A 17,786-nucleotide genomic window follows, 5' to 3' on the forward strand; every position below is an offset into this window, starting at 1 on the left:
CGGCGGCAGCAGCGGCTCCGGCGGGCGACGCGGGCCGTCGGTCATGCGAGGACCCTGCCCGACAGTCGTAGGCTCGCGGGTATGACCTTGCGCCTGAGCACCGTGATCCTTCCCGTCAGCCGCTGGCACGAGGGCGGCCGTGACCGCTGGCAGCGGGCCGAGCAGCTGGGCTTCCACACCGCGTACACCTACGACCACCTGTCCTGGCGAACCTTCCGGGACGGTCCGTGGTTCGGCGCGCTGCCCACGCTCACGGCCGCCGCGACGGCCACGGAGCGCCTGCGCCTGGGCACGCTCGTCACCTCGCCGAACTTCCGTCACCCCGTGACGCTCGCCAAGGAGCTGATGTCCCTGGACGACATCTCGGCCGGCCGGATCACACTCGGCATCGGGGCCGGCGGCAACGGCTTCGACGCCACCGCCCTCGGCCAGGAGGCGTGGACCCCGCGCGAGCGCGCCGACCGCTTCGGAGAGTTCGTGCCCCTGCTGGACCGCCTCCTCACCGAGGACGCCGTAACGCACCGGGGCACGCACTACTCCGCCGACGAGGCCCGCAACATCCCCGGCTGTGTCCAGCGCCCCCGGCTGCCCTTCGCGGTGGCCGGCACCGGGCCGCGCGGCATGAAGCTCGCCGCCCGGCACGGCCAGGCATGGGTGACCACCGGCGACCCGAAGCTGTTCGAGGCGGGCACTCAGGAGGAGTCGGTGGAGGCCATCCGCGGCCAGATCCAGCGGCTCGGCAAGGCCTGCGCGGACATCGGCCGGGAGGTGGACGAGCTGGACAAGATCCTCCTCACCGGCTTCACGCCGGAGCCGGGCCGCCCCCTGGAATCCCTCGACGCCTTCGTGGACTTCGCAGGCATCCACCGGGACCTGGGCATCACCGAGATCGTCGTCCACTGGCCGATCCCCGACTCGGACTTCGCCACCGACCCCGGCGTCTTCGAGGAGATCGCCACCGAGGCGCTCGCCCAGCTGGGCTGACCACCAGGAGGCCGGGGACGCGACGGCGATCCCCGGCACATCCGGGTGTCACGGTGTGGGAGAGAGACCCGGCTGGTCGAACGTGTCCGGCACGGGCAGGGTCGTCCAGCGGTCGACCGGCCAGGCGAGCACCACGGCACGGCCCACCACGTCCGTCAGGGGCACCATGCCCCCGCGGGGATCAAGCTGGTGGTAGCGGGAGTCCTGCGAACTCTGCCGGTGATCGCCCATCACCCAGATGTGGCCGCTGGGCACCGTCACCTTGAACTGACCGCCCGCGTCCGTGCTGCAAGCGGTGTTCCCGGCGAAGACGTACGGCTCGACGAGCGGCTTGGCGTTCACCTTCAGTGGTCCCGTGCCCTCGCATTCGACCGTGTCGCCGGCGACGCCGATGACTCGCTTGATCAGGTGCTGCTCCCCGGCCGCGGGCATCAGCCCGACAGAGCTCAGGAACTTCTGCGCCACGTTGGGCTTCTCCACCGGATGCCCGGCGAGCCAATCGCCCGGATCACGGAAGACCACGACCTCGCCCCTGGCAGGCTTCGCGCCGAACCACGGGGTGAGCTTGTCGACCAGGACGCGATCGTCCTTCTGCAGGGTGTTCTGCATGGAGCCCGACGGGATCAGGAACGCCTGGAGCAGGAACGTCTTGATCAGAAAGGCCAGCACCAGCGCGACGCAGACGAGGAGGGGCAGCTCCGTCCAGAAGGGGCGGCGCCGTTTCGACCCGCGACCGGAACCAGGTGCGTCCTCTCGCGGGGGACCGCCCTCGCCCTGCGGACCCTCCTGGTCGGATCGTGCATCGATGACCAGACCTCCCATGCAAACTCCCGGCGTCGTCACGTTCCTTCGATGTGCACGGACCCTACGCCCGATGCTGTCGCTACGGCGTGAAGAGCAGCACGCGCAGGACCTCGCCCACCAGGACCGGTTCCCGCTCCGGGTGGTGGGCGCCCTCCCGGTCGCACACCGAACACAGGGCCATCGTCAGGCTCGGGACCCACTTGGCGTGCGGGCCGCCACAGGCGTCGCAGTCCCGCGTACGGGCTGAAGGGATGAGCACGTCGCCCCCGAGTGAGGTCGTCGGAACCGGCACCGAGCCGGCGGCGCGAACAGCGGCGGAACCGGCGAGGAGATCCTTCCACCGCCCACTGACAACCATGTGGCGATGTTTCACGTGAAACATCGCCGACCGCCGGCATGGGCGAAGATGGAGCCGTGACCTCGGCTCCCCAGCGCCCGGACGGGCCAACCCCCGCGACCCGGCTCATCGCCACCGACCTCGACGGCACCCTGCTGCGCGACGACAAATCCGTCTCGGAGCGCACCGTCGCCGCACTCGCCGCCGCCGAGGAGGCCGGCATCGCGGTGTTCTTCGTGACCGGACGCCCGGCCCGGTGGATGGGTGTGGTCAGCGACCACGTTCAGGGCCACGGCCTGGCCATCTGCGCGAACGGCGCCGCCGTCGTCGACCTGCACGCCATGGACCGGCACGCCGCCGACGGACACAGCGCCGACCGGCACACCTCCGACCGGCAACCTGCGGGCCGGGAGTTCGTCCAGGTCAGGCCGCTGCCCCGGATCACCGCGCTCAAGGTGGTGGAGGCCCTGCGGGCCGCCGCCCCCGGCACCTCCTTCGCCGTCGAGCTGACCACCGGCATCAACTACGAGCCCCAGTACCCGCCGTTCTTCCAGGACCCCGGCGCCAATGTCGCCACCGCCGAAGAGCTGCTCCACGAGGCCACGGACGATGACGCGGCGCCCGTGCTCAAGGTGCTCGCGCACCACTCCGAGCTGGCTCCGGACGCGTTCCTGACGCTGGCGCGCTCCGTCGCCGGCGCGTACGCCTCGATCACCCGCTCCAGCCCGACCTCCCTGCTGGAGATCAGCGGCCCGGGCGTCTCCAAGGCGAGCACCCTTGCCCTGTGCTGTGAGGAGCGCGGCATCTCGCCCTCCGAGGTGGTCGCCTTCGGCGACATGCCGAACGACGTGGAGATGCTCGGCTGGGCCGGCACCTCGTACGCGATGGGCAACGCCCATCCCGATGTGATCGCGGCCGCGTCGGGCCGTACGGTCGCCAACAACGAGGACGGCGTCGCCTTGGTCATCGAGCGCATCCTGGCCGACCGCACGTCCCGCACCGAGGCATAGCCCACTGCCGTGGCCACAGCGGTGGCCGCGGCAGTGGCTACAGCGGTGGCTACAGCGGTTGCTACAGCGGGGCCTCCCAGACCAGGGTGGTCCCGCCGCCCTCCTCGCCCAGGCCGGGGCCGTACGAGCTGGAGCCGCCGAGCGATTCGGCCCGCCGGCGCAGGTTCCGCAGCCCGCTGCGCCGCCCGCCCTCCGGGATGCCGACTCCGTCGTCGGCCACCTCCAGCCGGACCCCGGGCCGCCCGTCGGCCAGGCTGACGGTGGAGTCGAGCACCACCTCGATCCGGGACGCCTCCGCGTGCCGGAACGCGTTCGACAGGGCCTCGCGCAGGGCGGCGATCAGGTTCTTGCCGACGAGCTCGCCGACGACCGCGTCGATCGGCCCGAGGAAGCGGTGCGCGGGCTTGAAGCCCAGCGGCACGGCGGCCATGTTGATCTCCCGCAGCACCCGGGTGCGCAGGCCCGAGGGGGCCTCGGCCGGTCCCTGCTGGAGCGCGAAGATCGCGGTGCGGATCTCCTGGATCGTCACGTCGAGCTCGTCCACGGCCTTGCCGACACCGTCGCGGACCTCCGGGACGACGGACCGGCGCTGGGCGCCCTCCAGCATCATCCCGGTGGCGAACAGCCGCTGGATGACGAGGTCGTGGAGGTCTCGGGCGATCCGGTCACGGTCCTCGAACACCGCGAGGCGCTCCCGGTCCCGCTGGGCCTCCGCCATCATCAGCGCCAGGGCCGCCTGCGAGGCGAACTGGGTGGCCAAGGTCCGCTCCGCCTCGGTGAAGGGCCGCTTTCCGCGCGCCCGCGGCGTGACGAGGGCCCCCAGCACCCGTCCCCCGCTCTGCAGCGGAAGCATCATGCAGGCCCCGTACTGGCTGGTCAGGCGGCTGATCATGCGCGGGTCGGAGGCGGCGTCGTCCACGAAGACCGGCTCGCCCTCCAGCAGCCTGGCCACCACCGGGCTCTCGGCCGGGATGACGATCCCCAGCGAGGTCGCCGGGTTCTCGGCGGAGACCGCGACGATCTCCATCCCGCCCTCCTCGGCCGGCAGCATCACGATCCCGGCGGCCGAATCGGCGAGCCTGCGTGCCTGTTCGGCGACGACCGCGAGCGCGTCGTCCGCGTCCCCGCCCGACAGCAGGGCCGTGGTGACGGCGACCGAACCGTCGATCCAGCGCTCCCGCTGGGTGGCGGCCTCGTAGAGCCGGGCGTTGCCGATGGCGATGCCCGCCTCGGTGGCCAGCACCCGGACCATGTGGACGTCGTAGTCGTTGAACTCGCCGCCGCCGTTCTTCTCCGCGAGGTAGAGGTTCCCGAAGATCTCGCCCTGGACCCGGATCGGCACGCCGAGGAAGGTCTTCATCGGCGGGTGATGGGCGGGGAAGCCCGACGAGCGCGGATCCTTGGTCAGGTCGGCGAGGTGCACGGGGTCCGGGTTCGAGATCAGCGCACCCAGCAGGCCGCGCTTCCCGTCCGGCCGGTGCCCGATCTTCCTGGCCAGCGCGTCGCTGATCCCGAAGGTGACGAAGTCCGAGAGCCCCCGGCCCTCGGTGTCGACCACGCCGATGGCCGCGTAGCGGGCGTCCGCGAGTTCGGCGGCCGTCTCGCAGATCCGGTCCAGCGTGGAGTGCAGTTCGAGGCCCGTACCGACCGACCGCATGGCCTCCAGCAGCTGCGGCACCCGGGCCGTCAGCTCGGTGGACAGCCCCTGGAGGCTCCGGGTGGCCGCCGTGGCGGCCTCCATCGGGTCGGGCGATTCCGCCGAGTGCTCCGGCGGGTACTCGGGCGATTCCTGGGACTCCTGCGCTGACATGCCCTTGAGCCTAGTTAGTCCCGTTTGGCGAGGAAAGTCGAGCCTGCACGGAGCCGCCCGTCTCGTCCGCTTCCCGCTCCCGCTCCAGCAGCGCCCGCAGCGGGCCGGGGGCCGCCGCCAGCTCCGCGTACGCACCGCGCTGGACCACCGCACCGGAGTCCAGGACGAGCACCTCGTCGACCTCTTCCAGACCGACCAGCCGGTGCGTGATCAGCACGGTGGTACGGCCCTCGGTCGCGGCCAGCAGGTCCGCGGTCAGCGCGTCGGCGGTGGCCAGGTCCAGGTGCTCGGCGGGCTCGTCCAGGACGAGGACCGGGAAGTCGGCGAGCAACGCCCGCGCCAGGGCGAGGCGCTGGCGCTGTCCCCCGGAGATCCGCTCGCCGTGCTCGCCGACCAGCGTGTCCAGCCCGTCCGGGAGCCCGTCGGCCCACTCCAGCAGCCGGGCCGCGGCGAGGGCCTCGCGCAGCCGTGCCTCGCTCGCCCCCGGGGAGGCCAGGCGCAGGTTCTCCCGTACGGAGCTGTCGAAGATGTGGGCGTCCTGGGCACACAGGCCCACCACCCGGCGCACGTCGTCCCCGTCGAGGGCGCGCGCGTCGGTCCCGCCCAGGGTGTACGAGCCTTCGTGCTGGTCCAGGAAGCGCAGCAGGACCTGTGCCAGCGTGGTTTTGCCGGCCCCCGAAGGCCCGACGACCGCGATCCGGCGGCCCGCCTCCAGGGTCAGGTCGAGCCCGCTCAGCGCCTCCTTCTCCTGCCCGGGGTGACGGGCGGAGAGCCCCGTCAGCCGCAGCGGGAAGGGGGAGGCGGGCAGGGCTTCGGGCCGCTCCGGCTCGGTGACCGGGACGGGTGCGTCGATGACTTCGTAGACCCGCTCGGCGCTGCGCCGGACCCGCTGGCGGTACTGAACGGCCTGCGGGAGCCCGCTGACGGCCTCGAAGGCGGCCAACGGGGTCAGCACGACCACGGCCATGGCCACCCCGGAGAGCCGGCCCCCGGCGACGGCGTCCGCCCCCACGGCAGCCGCGCACACCACGGTCACTCCGGTCACCAGTGCCGACAGCCCGCTCCCGAGCCCGGTGACGGCGGCCGCGCGGGCCGCGATCCCGGTCAGCGTCCGGTCGCTCTCCTTGGCGGCGGCCCGGCGCCCGCCGAGCGCTCCGGCGACGGTGAGCTCCGCGGTTCCGGTGAGCAGATCCGCCACACGGGTGGCGAGTTCTCCCCGGGCGGGCGCGAGGCGGCGTTCGGTGCGGCGTGCGCAGACCGCGCTGACCAGCGGTACACCGACGCCGGCGGCCAGCAGCCCGACGGCGAGCACCACGCCGGCCCCGGGCAGCAGCCAGGCGGTGAAGGCCACCGAGCCGGTGCCCACGAGCACCGCGGTGCCGACGGGCAGCAGCCAGCGCAGCCAGTAGTCCTGGAGGGCGTCGGCGTCGGCCACCAGCCGGGTCAGCAGATCCCCGCGCCGGTGGGTGCGCAGCCCGCCGGGCGCGATGCGCTCCAGCCGCTGGAACACCGAGACGCGCAGGTCGGCGAGCATCCGCAGGACCGCGTCGTGGGACACGAGGCGCTCCGCGTAGCGGAAGACGGCCCGGCCCATGCCGAAGGCACGCGTCGCGGTGACGGCCACCATCAGGTACAGCACGGGCGGCTGTTCGGAGGCGCGCGAGATCAGCCATCCGGAGACGGCCATCAGCCCCACGCTGCACCCGACGGCCAGCGCCCCGAGGAACAGCCCGAGCCGGAACCGTCCCTGCCAGGCCTTGGCCACACCCCGTACCCGCTTCAGCGGATCACCGCCGCCGGCGTCGCCGCCGCCCGGGCCGCCCGCCCGCTCCGGGGCGTCTCCGAGGATCCATTCACCGGGATCGCGCGGCGCCGGTCCCGGCGCCGGCTGCCCCGCCCGCGCGGCGGGAAGGGGGGCGGCGGGGGAGGGCCCGGCGGGGCCGGCCCCGACCCGTACGACCCGGTCGGCCAGTGCCAGCAGGGCCGGCCGGTGCACCACGAGCAGGACGGTCCGCCCGACCGCGAGGCGGCGTACCGCCTCGACCACGGCCGCCTCGGTCTCGCCGTCCAGTGCCGCCGTCGGCTCGTCGAGCAGGAGCACCGGCCGGTCGGCCAGGAACGCCCGCGCCAGCGCGAGGCGCTGGCGCTGCCCGGCGGACAGTCCGACCCCGCCCTCACCGAGCGGGGTGTCCGCCCCGCGCGGCAGGGCCCGTACGAACTCCCAGGCCCCGGCGTCCACCAGCGCGGCGGTCACCTCGGCGTCATCGGCGCCGGGCCGCGCCAGCCGTACGTTCTCCGCGATCGTTCCCGCGAACAGGTGCGGCCGCTGCGGCACCCACGCGATCCGCTCCCGCCACTGCTCGGGCACCAGACCGGCCAGGTCGGCGCCCCCGATCCGGACGTGCCCCTCGCTCGGCGTCACGAAGCCCAGCAGCACCTGGAGCAGCGTGGACTTGCCCGCGCCGCTCGGCCCGGTGAGGGCCACGCATTCACCCGGCTCCACCGTCAGCGAGACGGGTCCCGGGGAGTCCTCGCCCCGGCCCTCGTACCGGACGGCCACTGCGTCGAGCTCGATCCGCAGATCGGATGCCGGAACGGCGGCCGTCCCCCGCGATGCGGTGACCGGGGTTTCCAGCACCTCGAAGATCTCTTCCGCGGCGGCCAGTCCCTCCGCCGCCGCGTGGTACTGCGCCCCGACCTGACGCAGGGGCAGGTACGCCTCGGGCGCCAGGACCAGGATGACCAGCCCGGTGTAGAGGTCCAGCTCCCCGTGGACGAGCCGCATGCCGATGGTCACCGCGACCAGCGCCACCGACAGGGTCGCCAGCAGTTCGAGGGCGAACGAGGACAGGAAGGCGATGCGCAGCGTGCGCATCGTGGCCTGCCGGTAGTCATCGGTGATCTTGCGGATGGACTCCGCCTGGGCCTTCGCGCGGCCGAAGACCTTCAAGGTCGGCAGGCCCGCCACCACGTCCAGGAAGTGCCCCGAGAGCCGGGACAGCAGCCGCCACTGGCGGTCCATCCGGGACTGGGTGGCCATGCCGATCAGGATCATGAACAGGGGGATCAGCGGGAGCGTGACCACGATGATCGCCGCCGAGACCCAGTCCTCGGTGACGATCCGCGCGAGCACCGCCACGGGGACGACGATCGCGAGCCCCAGCTGGGGCAGGTACCGCGAGAAGTAGTCGTCGAGCGCGTCCACTCCCCGGGTCGCCAGGGCCACCAAAGAGCCGGTCCGCTGTCCGCTCAGCCAGCCGGGCCCGAGGTCGGCGGCCCGCTCCAGCAGTCGGCCCCGCAGTTCCGACTTGACCGCCGCGCTCGCACGGTGCGCGGCCAGCTCGGTCAGCCAGGCGACCAGGCCCCGGCCGAGTGCCACCGCCGCGAGCAGCAGCAGGGGAGTCCGCAGGGCCCCGCCGTCCAGTCCGTCCTCGAAGGCACCGACGACGATCTCGGCGATCAGCATGGCCTGGCCGACGACCAGCCCCGCCCCGGCGAGCCCGAGGGCCACCACCGCTCCCAGGAAGAGTCGGGTGGACCGGGCGTACCGAAGCAGGCGCGGGTCGATCGGTTTCACGTGAAACATCCCCCAGGCAGGAGCAGGCGGAGCGGAGCGGGTGAGGCGGGCGGGGCCGGACTCAGTGCGCGTCGACGATGTGCTGCGTGCCGATGCGCTTGCGGAACACCCAGTACGTCCACCCCTGGTAGAGCAGGACGAGCGGGGTCGCCACCGCCGCGCACCAGGTCATGATCTTCAGGGTGTACGCGCTGGACGAGGCATTGGTGACCGTGAGGTTCCAGGCGTCGTTCAGCGAGGACGGCATGACGTTCGGGAACAGCGTCAGGAAGAGCATCGCGACGGCCGCCGCGATGGTGACGCCCGACAGGCCGAAGGCCCATCCCTCCCGGCCGGCGAAGTTGAAGCCGAGGGCTCCGACCAGGGCCAGTACCGCCACGATCATGGCGATCAGGCTCCAGCCGTCACCGCGCGAGACCTGGGTCCAGATCAGGAAGGCGAGCGCCAGGACGGCGGTCACCACCCCGAGCCGCATGGCCAGCTTGCGCGAGCGGTCCCGGATGTCACCGACCGTCTTCAGCGAGGTGAACACCGCGCCGTGGAAGGTGAACAGGGTCAGGGTGACCAGGCCGCCGAGGATCGAGTAGACGTTGAGCAGGTCGAAGAAGTTTCCGACGTACTCCATGTCCTGGTCGATCTTCACTCCGCGCACGATGTTGGCGAAGGCCACGCCCCACAGGAACGCGGGGATCAGCGAGGTCCAGAAGATCGCGTGTTCCCAGTTGGTCTGCCACTTGTCCTCGGGCCGCTTGTGCCGGTACTCGAAGGCGACCCCGCGGATGATGAGGCAGATCAGGATCAGCAGGAGCGGCAGGTAGAAGCCGGAGAAGAGGGTGGCGTACCACTCGGGGAAGGCGGCGAACGTCGCACCGCCGGCCGTGAGCAGCCAGACCTCGTTGCCGTCCCACACGGGCCCGATCGTGTTGATCAGGACCCGCTTCTCCGTACGGTCGCGGGCCAGCAGCTTGGTCAGGACGCCGACTCCGAAGTCGAAGCCCTCCAGGAAGAAGTAGCCGATCCACAGAACGGCGATGAGCACGAACCAGACGTCGTGGAGTTGCATGGTGTGGTCTCCTCAGCCTCAGTACGAGAAGGCCATCGGCCGGTCGGGGTTCTTGTCGTCCCCGCCGATCTTGGTCGGCGGGTTGAGGTCGGCCTCGGTGAGCTCGGGCGGGCCGACCTTGACGTACTTCACGAGGAGCTTGACCTCGATCACGGCGAGCACGGCGTAGAGCGTCGTGAAGCCGATCATCGAGGTGAGCACCTCGCCCTGGGAGACGTTCGGCGAGACCGCGTCCCGGGTGCGCAGGACCCCGTAGACCACCCAGGGCTGGCGGCCCATCTCGGTGAAGATCCAGCCCCAGGAGTTGGCGATCAGCGGGAAGCCCATGGTCCAGAGCGCGATGATCCAGTACCAGTTCGTGAACTTGGGGCTCAGCGCCTTCTTGAAGAGGACCAGGTGGGGCACCTCTTCCTCACCGGTGCGCAGCCCCGGCGGCAGCATGAACTTCTTGCGGGTCAGCCAGAGCCCCAGCATGCCGACGCCGAGCGAGGCCATGCCGAAGCCGATCATCCAGCGGAAGCCCCAGTAGGCGACGGGGATGTTGGGCCGGTAGTCACCGGGCCCGAACTTCTCCTGCTCGGACTTGTTGACGTCGTTGATGCCCGGGACGAAGGAGCTGAAGTCGTCGTTGGCCAGGAAGGACAGCAGGCCCGGGATCTCTATGGCGACCTTGTTGTGACCCTTTTCCACGTCGCCGTAGGCGAAGACGGAGAAGGGCGCCGGCGCCTCGCCGTCCCAGAGGGCCTCGGCGGCGGCCATCTTCATCGGCTGCTGCTTGAACATGACCTTGCCGAGCAGGTCTCCGCTGATGGCGGTGCCCAGACCGGCGATGATCATGACGACGAGGCCGAGTCGCAGCGAGGTCCGCATGACCGGGATGTGCCTCTTGCGGGCGAGGTGGAAGGCCGCGATGCCCACCATGAACGCGCCGCCGACCAGGAAGGCCGCCGTCATGGTGTGGAAGAACTGGGTCAGCGCGGTGTTCTGCGTGAGCACCAGCCAGAAGTCCGTGAGCTCGGCCCGGCCGCGCTCGGGGTTCATCCGGTAGCCGACCGGGTGCTGCATCCAGGAGTTCGCCGCGAGGATGAAGTACGCGGAGAGGATGGTGCCGATCGAGACCATCCAGATGCAGGCCAGGTGGATCTTCTTCGGCAGCTTGTCCCAGCCGAAGATCCACAGGCCGATGAAGGTCGACTCGAAGAAGAAGGCGATGAGCGCCTCGAAGGCCAGCGGGGCTCCGAAGATGTCACCGACGAACCGCGAGTAGTCGGACCAGTTCATGCCGAACTGGAACTCCTGGACGATGCCCGTGACGACACCCATCGCGATGTTGATCAGGAAGAGCTTGCCCCAGAACTTGGTGGCCTTGAGGTACTTCTCCTTTTCCGAACGCACCCAGGCGGTCTGCAAGATCGCGACGAGCGCGGCCAGAGAGATCGTCAAGGGAACGAAGAGGAAGTGATAGACGGTGGTAATACCGAACTGCCATCGCGCCAGGGTCTCTGGCGCCAAAGCTAGGTCCACGTCGTCGTCTCCTTCGTTTCGCCGTGGTCACAGCCGCAGTTTGCCTCTCGTATCCCACTCAATCCGGGAGGAAGCAGGACACGCTTGTGAACGCGTTCACATTCACAAGCATTATGTCGTACCACTGTCGGCATCTTTCAGGGGGGTCCCCCCTAGCGAATAAATTCAACAGATTGTTGAATGCGACCCATGAAGATTCGATTCCTGTGGCCCGCCGGCCAGCTCACCGCAACGCTCGACGAGACCCCGACCGCCAAGGCCCTGGCCGACGCGCTCCCCCTTTCCGCTTCCGCGAACACCTGGGGCGAGGAGGTCTACTTCGATACCGGCGTCTCCGTGGCCCTGGAGCACGACGCCCGGCAGGTCGTCGAGCCCGGCACGGTCGCGTTCTGGACCGAGGGCGACGCGCTCGCGCTCCCCTACGGCCCCACCCCGATCTCCCGCGGGGGCGAGAGTCGCCTGGCGAGCCCGTGCAACGTCCTCGGCTCGTTCGACGGCGACCCCCGCCTGCTGGCCACCGTCCGTGACGGCGACCCCATCCGCGTGGAACTGGCCTGACCGCACACGGTCCGGCCGGTTCCCGGGAGCCCTAGAGCTCCTTGAAGAACGCCTCCGCCGTGTGCAGGAAGAGGTCGTTCGCCTCGGGCTCGCCGATCGTGACCCGCAGGCCCTCGCCGGCGAAGGGCCGGACCACCACGCCGGCCTTCTCGCAGGCCGCCGCGAAGTCGGCGGTGCGCTCCGCGAGCCGCATCCACACGAAGTTGGCCTGCGTCTCCGGCACCACGGTCCAGCCCTGGGCCAGCAGCGTCCCGTAGACCCGGGCGCGCTCGCTCACCAGCGACCCGACCCGGCCCATCAGCTCGTCCTCGGCCCGCAGCGAGGCGACCGCCGCGTCCTGGGCGAGCTGGCTGACACCGAAGGGCACCGCGGTCTTGCGCAGCGCCGCGGCCACCGGCTCGTGCGCCACCGCGAAGCCGACGCGCAGGCCGGCGAGGCCGTACGCCTTGGAGAACGTGCGCAGCACGGCGACGTTGGGGCGGCCGCGGTAGAGCTCGATGCCGTCCGGAACCTCGACGTCGCGGACGAATTCCTTGTAGGCCTCGTCGAGGACGACGAGGATGTCGGAGGGCACCCGGTCCAGGAAGCGCTCCAGCTCGGCACGGCGCACCGCGGTGCCGGTGGGGTTGTTGGGGTTGCAGACGAAGATCAGGCGGGTCCGCTCCGTGATCGCGTCGAACATCGCGTCCAGGTCGTGCACGTCACCGTCGGTCAGCGGGACCTGGACCGAGGTCGCACCCGAGATCTGCACGATGATCGGATAAGCCTCGAAAGACCGCCAGGCGTAGATGACCTCGTCGCCCGGACCCGCCGTCGACTGAATCAGCGACTGCGCGACCCCGACCGAGCCGGTGCCGGTGGCGATGTGCTCGACCGGGACCCCGAACCGCTCGGCGAGCTCGTTCACCAGACCCGTGCACGCCATGTCCGGGTACCGGTTGAAGTGGCCCGCCGCGGCGACCGCGCTCTCCAGCACCCCAGGCAGGGGCGGGTACGGGTTCTCGTTCGAGGACAGCTTGAACGCGACCGGGCCGCCCGCTGCCGCGGGCTTCCCGGGCTTGTAGGTGGGGATGCCGTCCAGCTCGGCGCGCAGCTTCGGGCTCTTCTCGCTCACCGCAGGTCCTCCTCGACCGTCCCGTACGACGTCGCCGTCGACTCAATACTCCTCACCTTATGAGGATTCCGTCCATCGGAGAACGGCAGGCGCCTGGAATGCGGGAGAGCGCACGCATATATGCGTGCGCCGGTGGCCTGCGCCGTGGCGCGCGTCCCTCGTACAGGTGAGTTGAGCCGAGCACGAGAGCGCCCCGTTTTGGCATGCACGGTCCCGTCGACAAGGGCACCAGACACCCTTCGTGACCAAACGCCTTCATTTCCAAGGTCATTGGGGGTGGCGAACCGTGCAGAATCGTGCCTGTCAACGCGTGCATATGCATCCGGACCGCCCTGCCCACCGAGCCCTACTATCGGCTCGCCATGACAGCAGCAGGGAAGCATCAGGTGAGCCGGACCGAGACCACCCGGCGGGCCGCCGGCCGACAAGGCCGGGCGGGCATCAGGGACGTGGCCGCCGCGGCGGGCGTCTCGATCACGACCGTCTCCGACGCCCTCAACGGGAAGGGACGGCTGCCCGACGCCACCCGCCGCCACGTCCGCGAGGTCGCGGACCGACTGGGCTACCGCCCCTCCGCGGCGGCCCGCACCCTCCGTACCGGCAAGTCGGGCCTCATCGGCCTGACCGTGACCACGTACGGGGATGAACCTTTCACCTTCACCGAATTCGCGTACTTCGCCGAGATGGCCAGGGCCGCCACCTCCGCCGCACTCGCTCGCGGCTACGCCCTCGTCATCCTCCCCGCCACCTCCCGACACGACGTCTGGTCCAACGTGGCCCTCGACGGCACCGTCGTCATCGACCCCTCCGACCACGATCCCGTCGTCACCGAACTGGTCCGCCAGGGTCTGCCCGTCGTCTCCGACGGACGCCCCGCCGGCTCACTCCCCGTCACCGCCTGGGTCGACAACGACCACGAGGCCGCCGTCCTCGGACTCCTCGACCACCTCGCCGCCGCCGGAGCCCGCCGCATCGGGCTCCTGACCGGCACCACCACCGACACCTACACCCGCCTCTCCACGACGGCCTACCTGCGCTGGTGCGAGCGCGTGGGCCAGGACCCCGTCTACGAGTCCTACCCCGCCCACGATCCGTGCGCCGGCGCCGTCGCCGCCGACCGGCTCCTGGCCCGGCCCGACCGGCCCGACGCCGTCTACGGCCTGTTCGACCCCAACGGCACCGACCTGCTCGCCGCCGCCCGGCGCTACGGCCTGCGCGTTCCCGAGGATCTGCTGCTCGTGTGCTGCAGCGAATCCACCGTGTACGCCAACACGGAGCCGCCCATCACCACCCTGTCTCTCAAACCGCGCCGCATCGGCACCGCCGTCGTCCAGCTCCTCATCGACGCCATCGAGGGCGTCGACACGGGCGGACCCGTCGAACAGGTCATCCCGACCGAGCTGATCATTCGTACCTCGTCCCAGCGCAGGCAGCCCCGTACGACCGTCAGCCCGCCCCGATCCCCGGCCCAGGACTGACCCCGGACCGGCCCAACGGCGGGGCCGCAGGCTCCGCCGAGGATCTCAACAACACCCATATCGGGAGAAACCAGTAGGAAGGGCCGGCGCCCGCCAGGATTCACCACCCCTGGTGCGTCACAGAGCGCGAGCTGCATTCCTATGATGGGCGCACGACATCACGGACCCTCCGCCCAGTAGCGGGAGGGTCCGCAGGTGTACGGCAGCGCGACGGTGGTGGAGGGGTCGATGACTCAGGGGGCCGGTCAGGGACCCGCGGTGCGGACGGACACCGAGCGGGACTTCCGGTTGCCGGTCGCCGAACCCGCCTCGTATACCGCGCTCCCGGGATCCGCAGCAAGCACAGCGGCGGGGTCCCCGGGGCTCGGGGCGGACGCCCCGGTCTACGGCGAGTACCCCGCGTACTACGACGCGGGCCCGGCTCCCGTACCCGCGCAGCACGGGCCGGCTCCCGTCCCGCTTCCCGTTCCCGCGCAGCACGGGTACGGCCACGAAGCCCCGTACGGCGCCCAAGGCGAGCCCGTCGGACGCCCGATGGGCCACGTCCCCGAGGAGAGCGACCCCGAGGGGTACACGCCGACCCAGCGCGACCTCCCCGTCATCGGGCGCGGCGCCCTCGGCGGCCCCGGCGACACCGTCCAGATCCAGTACGTACCGCAGGAGACGCCCGGCGAGGGCCCCGGCCCGCTCTACGTCGTCGGCGACGTGCACGGCTACATCGACGAACTCATCGCCGAACTGCAGTTCCAGGGGCTCATCGACGCCGACCGCAACTGGTCCGCCGGCAATGCCCGGCTCTGGTTCCTCGGCGACTTCACCGACCGCGGCCCCGACGGCATCGGGGTCATCGACCTCGTCATGCGGCTCTCCGCCGAAGCCGCCGCCGCGGGCGGCTACTGCAAGGCCCTCATGGGCAACCACGAGCTGCTGCTGATCGGCGCCAAGCGGTTCGGGGACACCCCCATCGTCTCCGGCGCCGGCACCGCCACCTTCCAGGCCGCCTGGCTCCTCAACGGCGGCCAGCGCACCGACATGGACCGGCTGCAGGACGTCCACCTCCAGTGGATGTCCCGGCTGGACGCGGCGGTCCTCGTGGACGACCACCTGCTCCTCCACTCGGACACCACCGCCTACCTCGACTACGGCGACTCGGTCGAGGACGTCAACGACACCATCCACGAGCTGCTCAACCGCAACGACGCCGACATCACCTGGGACCTGTTCCGCAAGTTCACCAAGCGCTTCGCCTTCCGCGACGAGGGGACCGGCCCCCAGGCCGTCCGCGAGCTCATCGGCACCTACGGCGGCAGCCGCGTCGTGCACGGCCACAGCCCCATCCCGTACCTGCTGGGCGAGGTCGGCACCGAGGACGGTGACGGCGCACACGGCCCCGAGGCCGTGGTCGGCCCGCACGTCTACGCGGAAGGCCTGGCCATCGCGATGGACGGTGGCGTGACGATGGCGGGCAAACTGCTCGTCGTGCAACTCCCGCTGAACGACTGAGGCTTCCCGGAGCTGGGTATTTCCGGAAAGCCCCTGTCGACGTACGGCGTGGGCGCTCTACCATCGCTCTATCCGTAGCAGGCTCTCCTCCGTTTGTGCCGGCGCCCCGTTCTACGCGGGCATACCGGTCCCTACGGAGCATCGGGGGATGCACATGACCAGCGCTCCGCACCTGCTCACCGAAGACCGACCGGAGTTCGATCGGCTCCTCGACGAGGCGCTGCGCACGGCGAACGCCAGGCCCGAGCTCGCCGCCCTCGGCGAACGGCTGAACGCCGAACAGCTGCGCACCATGGCCATGGGGGCCACCGGGCTGCTGACAGCCGCGGCCGCGGCCGAGTACGACCATTACGTGAAGGTCCGCAAAGAACGGCAGAACGAGATCCTGTCCACCCCCGGAAGCACGGGGGAGGAGGGCGACGGGGAGGGCGGCGGCGCGGGTGTCAGCGCCGTGGTCGCGGTCCTCGCGCCGGTCTTGGCCGGCACCGCCATGCTGATCTTCCTGCTGGTGGGCTACATCCTGAAGATGATCGAACCCGAACCAGCCTTCGCCGACACGATGCTGACGGCGGGCTGGCTGTTCGGCGGGCTCACCGCGGCCGCGCTGCTCTTCGCCGTGATCGGGCTGCTCGTCACGGCCGTCCGCAACAGTTCCACCGAGGTGGCGGCGGACGAGACCGAGGCGGTACCCGACGAAGTGGCACGGGCCCGGGAAGCCTGGCGCAATGCCCTGCTGGAGCGGGGCATCGTGCCGTTCCTCCGGGACGCGCTGGCCGATCCCAGCGCCGGGGCCGGTCTCCCGGCCCCCAGAAAGCCGGGAGCCGGGCGCATCCCCAACCTGGGATACACCCGGCCCGATTTCACCAGTCCGGGCGCCCCAGCGGAGGGGCCCCGTCCCGGCTACTCGTCTCCGGACTTCACCAGTCCGGACTTCGGCGGCCCGGAGACCGAGCCGAAGTGAGCGCTACTGGGCGTTCGGCGAGCCCGAGTAGGCCAGGTCGCCCTTCCACTCGATGCCCTTGCTCCGCAGTCCGAGCATCGGGTTCGGAGCCGGCAGGAGCGGGGTCCAGGCCTCGTCCCAAATGAAGTTCGCGCCGTTCACGTCCCCGTGGGTCTGGTACACCTGGCCGGTCGTGGTCAGCACCTTGATGAACGCGTCATTGCCCTGGGACGCGATGGAGATCCCGCAGGCAAGGCCGACGGGGAAGCCCGGGTTGTCGTCGGGGTCGCTGATGTTCTGCCAGACCGGCACGCCACCGGGCGTGGACGCCCGTCCCGCATACGCGACCCCGCCCGTGAGGGCGGCGTGGAAGTCCTCGGTGTTCGAGGGCGAGTAGCTGTCGATGTCATTGCAGGGACCGGTGGCGCCCGTCGCACCGGTGGCGCCCGTGGCACCCGTGGCGCCCGTGGGGCCCGTCGGACCGGTGGGGCCCGTCGCGCCCGTCGCACCGTTGGTACCCGAGGCACCGGTCGCTCCGGTGGGTCCGGTGGCGCCGGTGGCGCCCGTGGGACCGGTGGCGCCCGTAGCACCCGGGTAGCCGCGCGGACCGGTCGGGCCCGTCGCACCGGTGGCGCCCCTGGGCCCGGTGGGGCCCGTAGCGCCCTTCTGCCCCTTGGGTCCGCGCGGGCCCCGCGGGCCCACCTTGCAGTCGTCGCCGTGAGCCGCCGTCGGCGCACCCGCCCTGTGGCGCTGGGCCTTGCAGTGGTCCGGACCGCCCGACGCCTCGGCCAGCGCGACCGCCGGCGTCGTCAGGCCCGCCAGCAGCAGCGCCACCGAGGCGAGCGTGCCTCCCGCCAGCCAGCCGGCTCGTCGGGGCAACGGCCCCAGGTAGGCACGGGTCTTGTTCTCAGAACTCATGTACAGCTCCTCGCACACACCGGATCGAATCGATCTGCGAAGCCCGGACACAAGGCCGGTCTCCGCGGGCCATCCTGAAGACCCCGACCCCGCGCGTCCGATCGGCGCGCCCATCCGTCAGCGGAACGGATCAGTCCACACAGCCACTTGGCGGCTTGCCGCACGG

At 71.1% G+C, this 17,786-nt stretch carries 14 protein-coding genes; 6 read left to right on the forward strand and 8 right to left on the reverse strand.

The features are described 5' to 3' along the window. Nucleotides 1–81 precede the first annotated feature (81 nt). Nucleotides 82–984 carry an LLM class flavin-dependent oxidoreductase gene (locus ACFYYB_RS28840; RefSeq protein ID WP_389438648.1) on the forward strand — a complete coding sequence of 301 codons (903 nt, stop codon included), beginning with the start codon at nt 82–84 and terminating at the stop codon, nt 982–984. A 48-nt stretch (nt 985–1,032) separates the two neighbouring features. Here the strand turns inward: ACFYYB_RS28840 and lepB are convergent, their stop codons facing one another. Beyond that, the gene (gene lepB / locus ACFYYB_RS28845) at nt 1,033–1,806 is read right to left on the reverse strand and encodes a signal peptidase I (RefSeq protein WP_389438650.1); all 774 of its coding nucleotides are present in this window, start codon (nt 1,804–1,806) and stop codon (nt 1,033–1,035) included. Nucleotides 1,807–1,867: 61 nt separating this feature from the next. Next, on the reverse strand, nt 1,868–2,047 hold the full coding sequence (locus ACFYYB_RS28850) for a hypothetical protein (protein WP_389438651.1): 180 nt from the start codon (nt 2,045–2,047) through the stop codon (nt 1,868–1,870). 137 nt (nt 2,048–2,184) lie between these two features. Here ACFYYB_RS28850 and ACFYYB_RS28855 point away from each other — a divergent pair, with 137 nt between their 5' ends. Further along, on the forward strand, nt 2,185–3,135 hold the full coding sequence (locus ACFYYB_RS28855) for an HAD hydrolase family protein (RefSeq protein ID WP_389438653.1): 951 nt from the start codon (nt 2,185–2,187) through the stop codon (nt 3,133–3,135). A 61-nt stretch (nt 3,136–3,196) separates the two neighbouring features. On the opposite strand, the gene ACFYYB_RS28860 is transcribed toward ACFYYB_RS28855, so the two are convergent. From ACFYYB_RS28860 to ACFYYB_RS28875, 4 genes are all read right to left on the reverse strand, one after another. After that, the gene (locus ACFYYB_RS28860) at nt 3,197–4,945 is read right to left on the reverse strand and encodes a GAF domain-containing sensor histidine kinase (RefSeq protein ID WP_389438655.1); all 1,749 of its coding nucleotides are present in this window, start codon (nt 4,943–4,945) and stop codon (nt 3,197–3,199) included. A 10-nt stretch (nt 4,946–4,955) separates the two neighbouring features. Continuing rightward, the gene (gene cydD / locus ACFYYB_RS28865; RefSeq protein ID WP_389438656.1) at nt 4,956–8,522 is read right to left on the reverse strand and encodes a thiol reductant ABC exporter subunit CydD; all 3,567 of its coding nucleotides are present in this window, start codon (nt 8,520–8,522) and stop codon (nt 4,956–4,958) included. Between the two features lie 61 nt (nt 8,523–8,583). Then, complete coding sequence (cydB, locus tag ACFYYB_RS28870; protein WP_327305786.1) at nt 8,584–9,585, reverse strand: cytochrome d ubiquinol oxidase subunit II; 1,002 nt, start codon at nt 9,583–9,585, stop codon at nt 8,584–8,586. A gap of 18 nt (nt 9,586–9,603) precedes the next feature. Then, nucleotides 9,604–11,109: a cytochrome ubiquinol oxidase subunit I gene (locus ACFYYB_RS28875; RefSeq protein ID WP_389438658.1), complete on the reverse strand. Its 1,506-nt coding sequence runs from the start codon at nt 11,107–11,109 to the stop codon at nt 9,604–9,606. Nucleotides 11,110–11,298: 189 nt separating this feature from the next. On the opposite strand from ACFYYB_RS28875, the gene ACFYYB_RS28880 reads away from it, so the two are divergent. Next, a complete protein-coding gene (locus ACFYYB_RS28880) occupies nt 11,299–11,667 on the forward strand; it encodes a cyclophilin-like fold protein (RefSeq protein WP_389438660.1) in 369 nt (122 codons plus the stop codon). A 31-nt stretch (nt 11,668–11,698) separates the two neighbouring features. Here ACFYYB_RS28880 and hisC read toward each other — a convergent pair whose 3' ends face one another. Then, entirely contained in the window at nt 11,699–12,781 is a 1,083-nt protein-coding gene (hisC, locus tag ACFYYB_RS28885) for a histidinol-phosphate transaminase (RefSeq protein ID WP_389438661.1), read from the reverse strand. A gap of 362 nt (nt 12,782–13,143) precedes the next feature. Between hisC and ACFYYB_RS28890 the strand changes: the two genes are divergently transcribed. From ACFYYB_RS28890 to ACFYYB_RS28900, 3 genes are all read left to right on the forward strand, one after another. Then, nucleotides 13,144–14,259, forward strand: a complete 1,116-nt coding sequence (locus tag ACFYYB_RS28890) for a LacI family DNA-binding transcriptional regulator (RefSeq protein ID WP_214954921.1) — start codon at nt 13,144–13,146, stop codon at nt 14,257–14,259. Nucleotides 14,260–14,487: 228 nt separating this feature from the next. After that, the gene (locus ACFYYB_RS28895) at nt 14,488–15,762 is read left to right on the forward strand and encodes a metallophosphoesterase (protein ID WP_389438663.1); all 1,275 of its coding nucleotides are present in this window, start codon (nt 14,488–14,490) and stop codon (nt 15,760–15,762) included. 148 nt (nt 15,763–15,910) lie between these two features. Then, on the forward strand, nt 15,911–16,723 hold the full coding sequence (locus ACFYYB_RS28900; protein ID WP_389438664.1) for a hypothetical protein: 813 nt from the start codon (nt 15,911–15,913) through the stop codon (nt 16,721–16,723). 3 nt (nt 16,724–16,726) lie between these two features. Here ACFYYB_RS28900 and ACFYYB_RS28905 read toward each other — a convergent pair whose 3' ends face one another. Next, nucleotides 16,727–17,620 (reverse strand): hypothetical protein, encoded by an 894-nt coding sequence (locus tag ACFYYB_RS28905; protein WP_389438665.1) that lies wholly within the window; start codon nt 17,618–17,620, stop codon nt 16,727–16,729. Nucleotides 17,621–17,786: the final 166 nt, after the last annotated feature.

Source organism: Streptomyces sp. NPDC002886 (genome assembly GCF_042888445.1).
Taxonomy (GTDB): Bacteria; Actinomycetota; Actinomycetes; order Streptomycetales; family Streptomycetaceae; genus Streptomyces.

Excerpts from the sequence above, each read along its gene's own strand:
- ACFYYB_RS28840 (WP_389438648.1), top strand. The coding sequence starts at position 82 with ATGACCTTGCGCCTGAGCACCGTGATCCTTCCCGTCAGCCGCTGGCAC.
- lepB (WP_389438650.1), bottom strand. The coding sequence starts at position 1,806 with ATGGGAGGTCTGGTCATCGATGCACGATCCGACCAGGAGGGTCCGCAG.
- ACFYYB_RS28855 (WP_389438653.1), top strand. The coding sequence starts at position 2,185 with ATGGGCGAAGATGGAGCCGTGACCTCGGCTCCCCAGCGCCCGGACGGG.
- ACFYYB_RS28860 (WP_389438655.1), bottom strand. The coding sequence starts at position 4,945 with ATGTCAGCGCAGGAGTCCCAGGAATCGCCCGAGTACCCGCCGGAGCAC.
- cydB (WP_327305786.1), bottom strand. The coding sequence starts at position 9,585 with ATGCAACTCCACGACGTCTGGTTCGTGCTCATCGCCGTTCTGTGGATC.
- ACFYYB_RS28880 (WP_389438660.1), top strand. The coding sequence starts at position 11,299 with ATGAAGATTCGATTCCTGTGGCCCGCCGGCCAGCTCACCGCAACGCTC.
- ACFYYB_RS28890 (WP_214954921.1), top strand. The coding sequence starts at position 13,144 with ATGACAGCAGCAGGGAAGCATCAGGTGAGCCGGACCGAGACCACCCGG.
- ACFYYB_RS28895 (WP_389438663.1), top strand. The coding sequence starts at position 14,488 with ATGACTCAGGGGGCCGGTCAGGGACCCGCGGTGCGGACGGACACCGAG.
- ACFYYB_RS28900 (WP_389438664.1), top strand. The coding sequence starts at position 15,911 with ATGCACATGACCAGCGCTCCGCACCTGCTCACCGAAGACCGACCGGAG.
- ACFYYB_RS28905 (WP_389438665.1), bottom strand. The coding sequence starts at position 17,620 with ATGAGTTCTGAGAACAAGACCCGTGCCTACCTGGGGCCGTTGCCCCGA.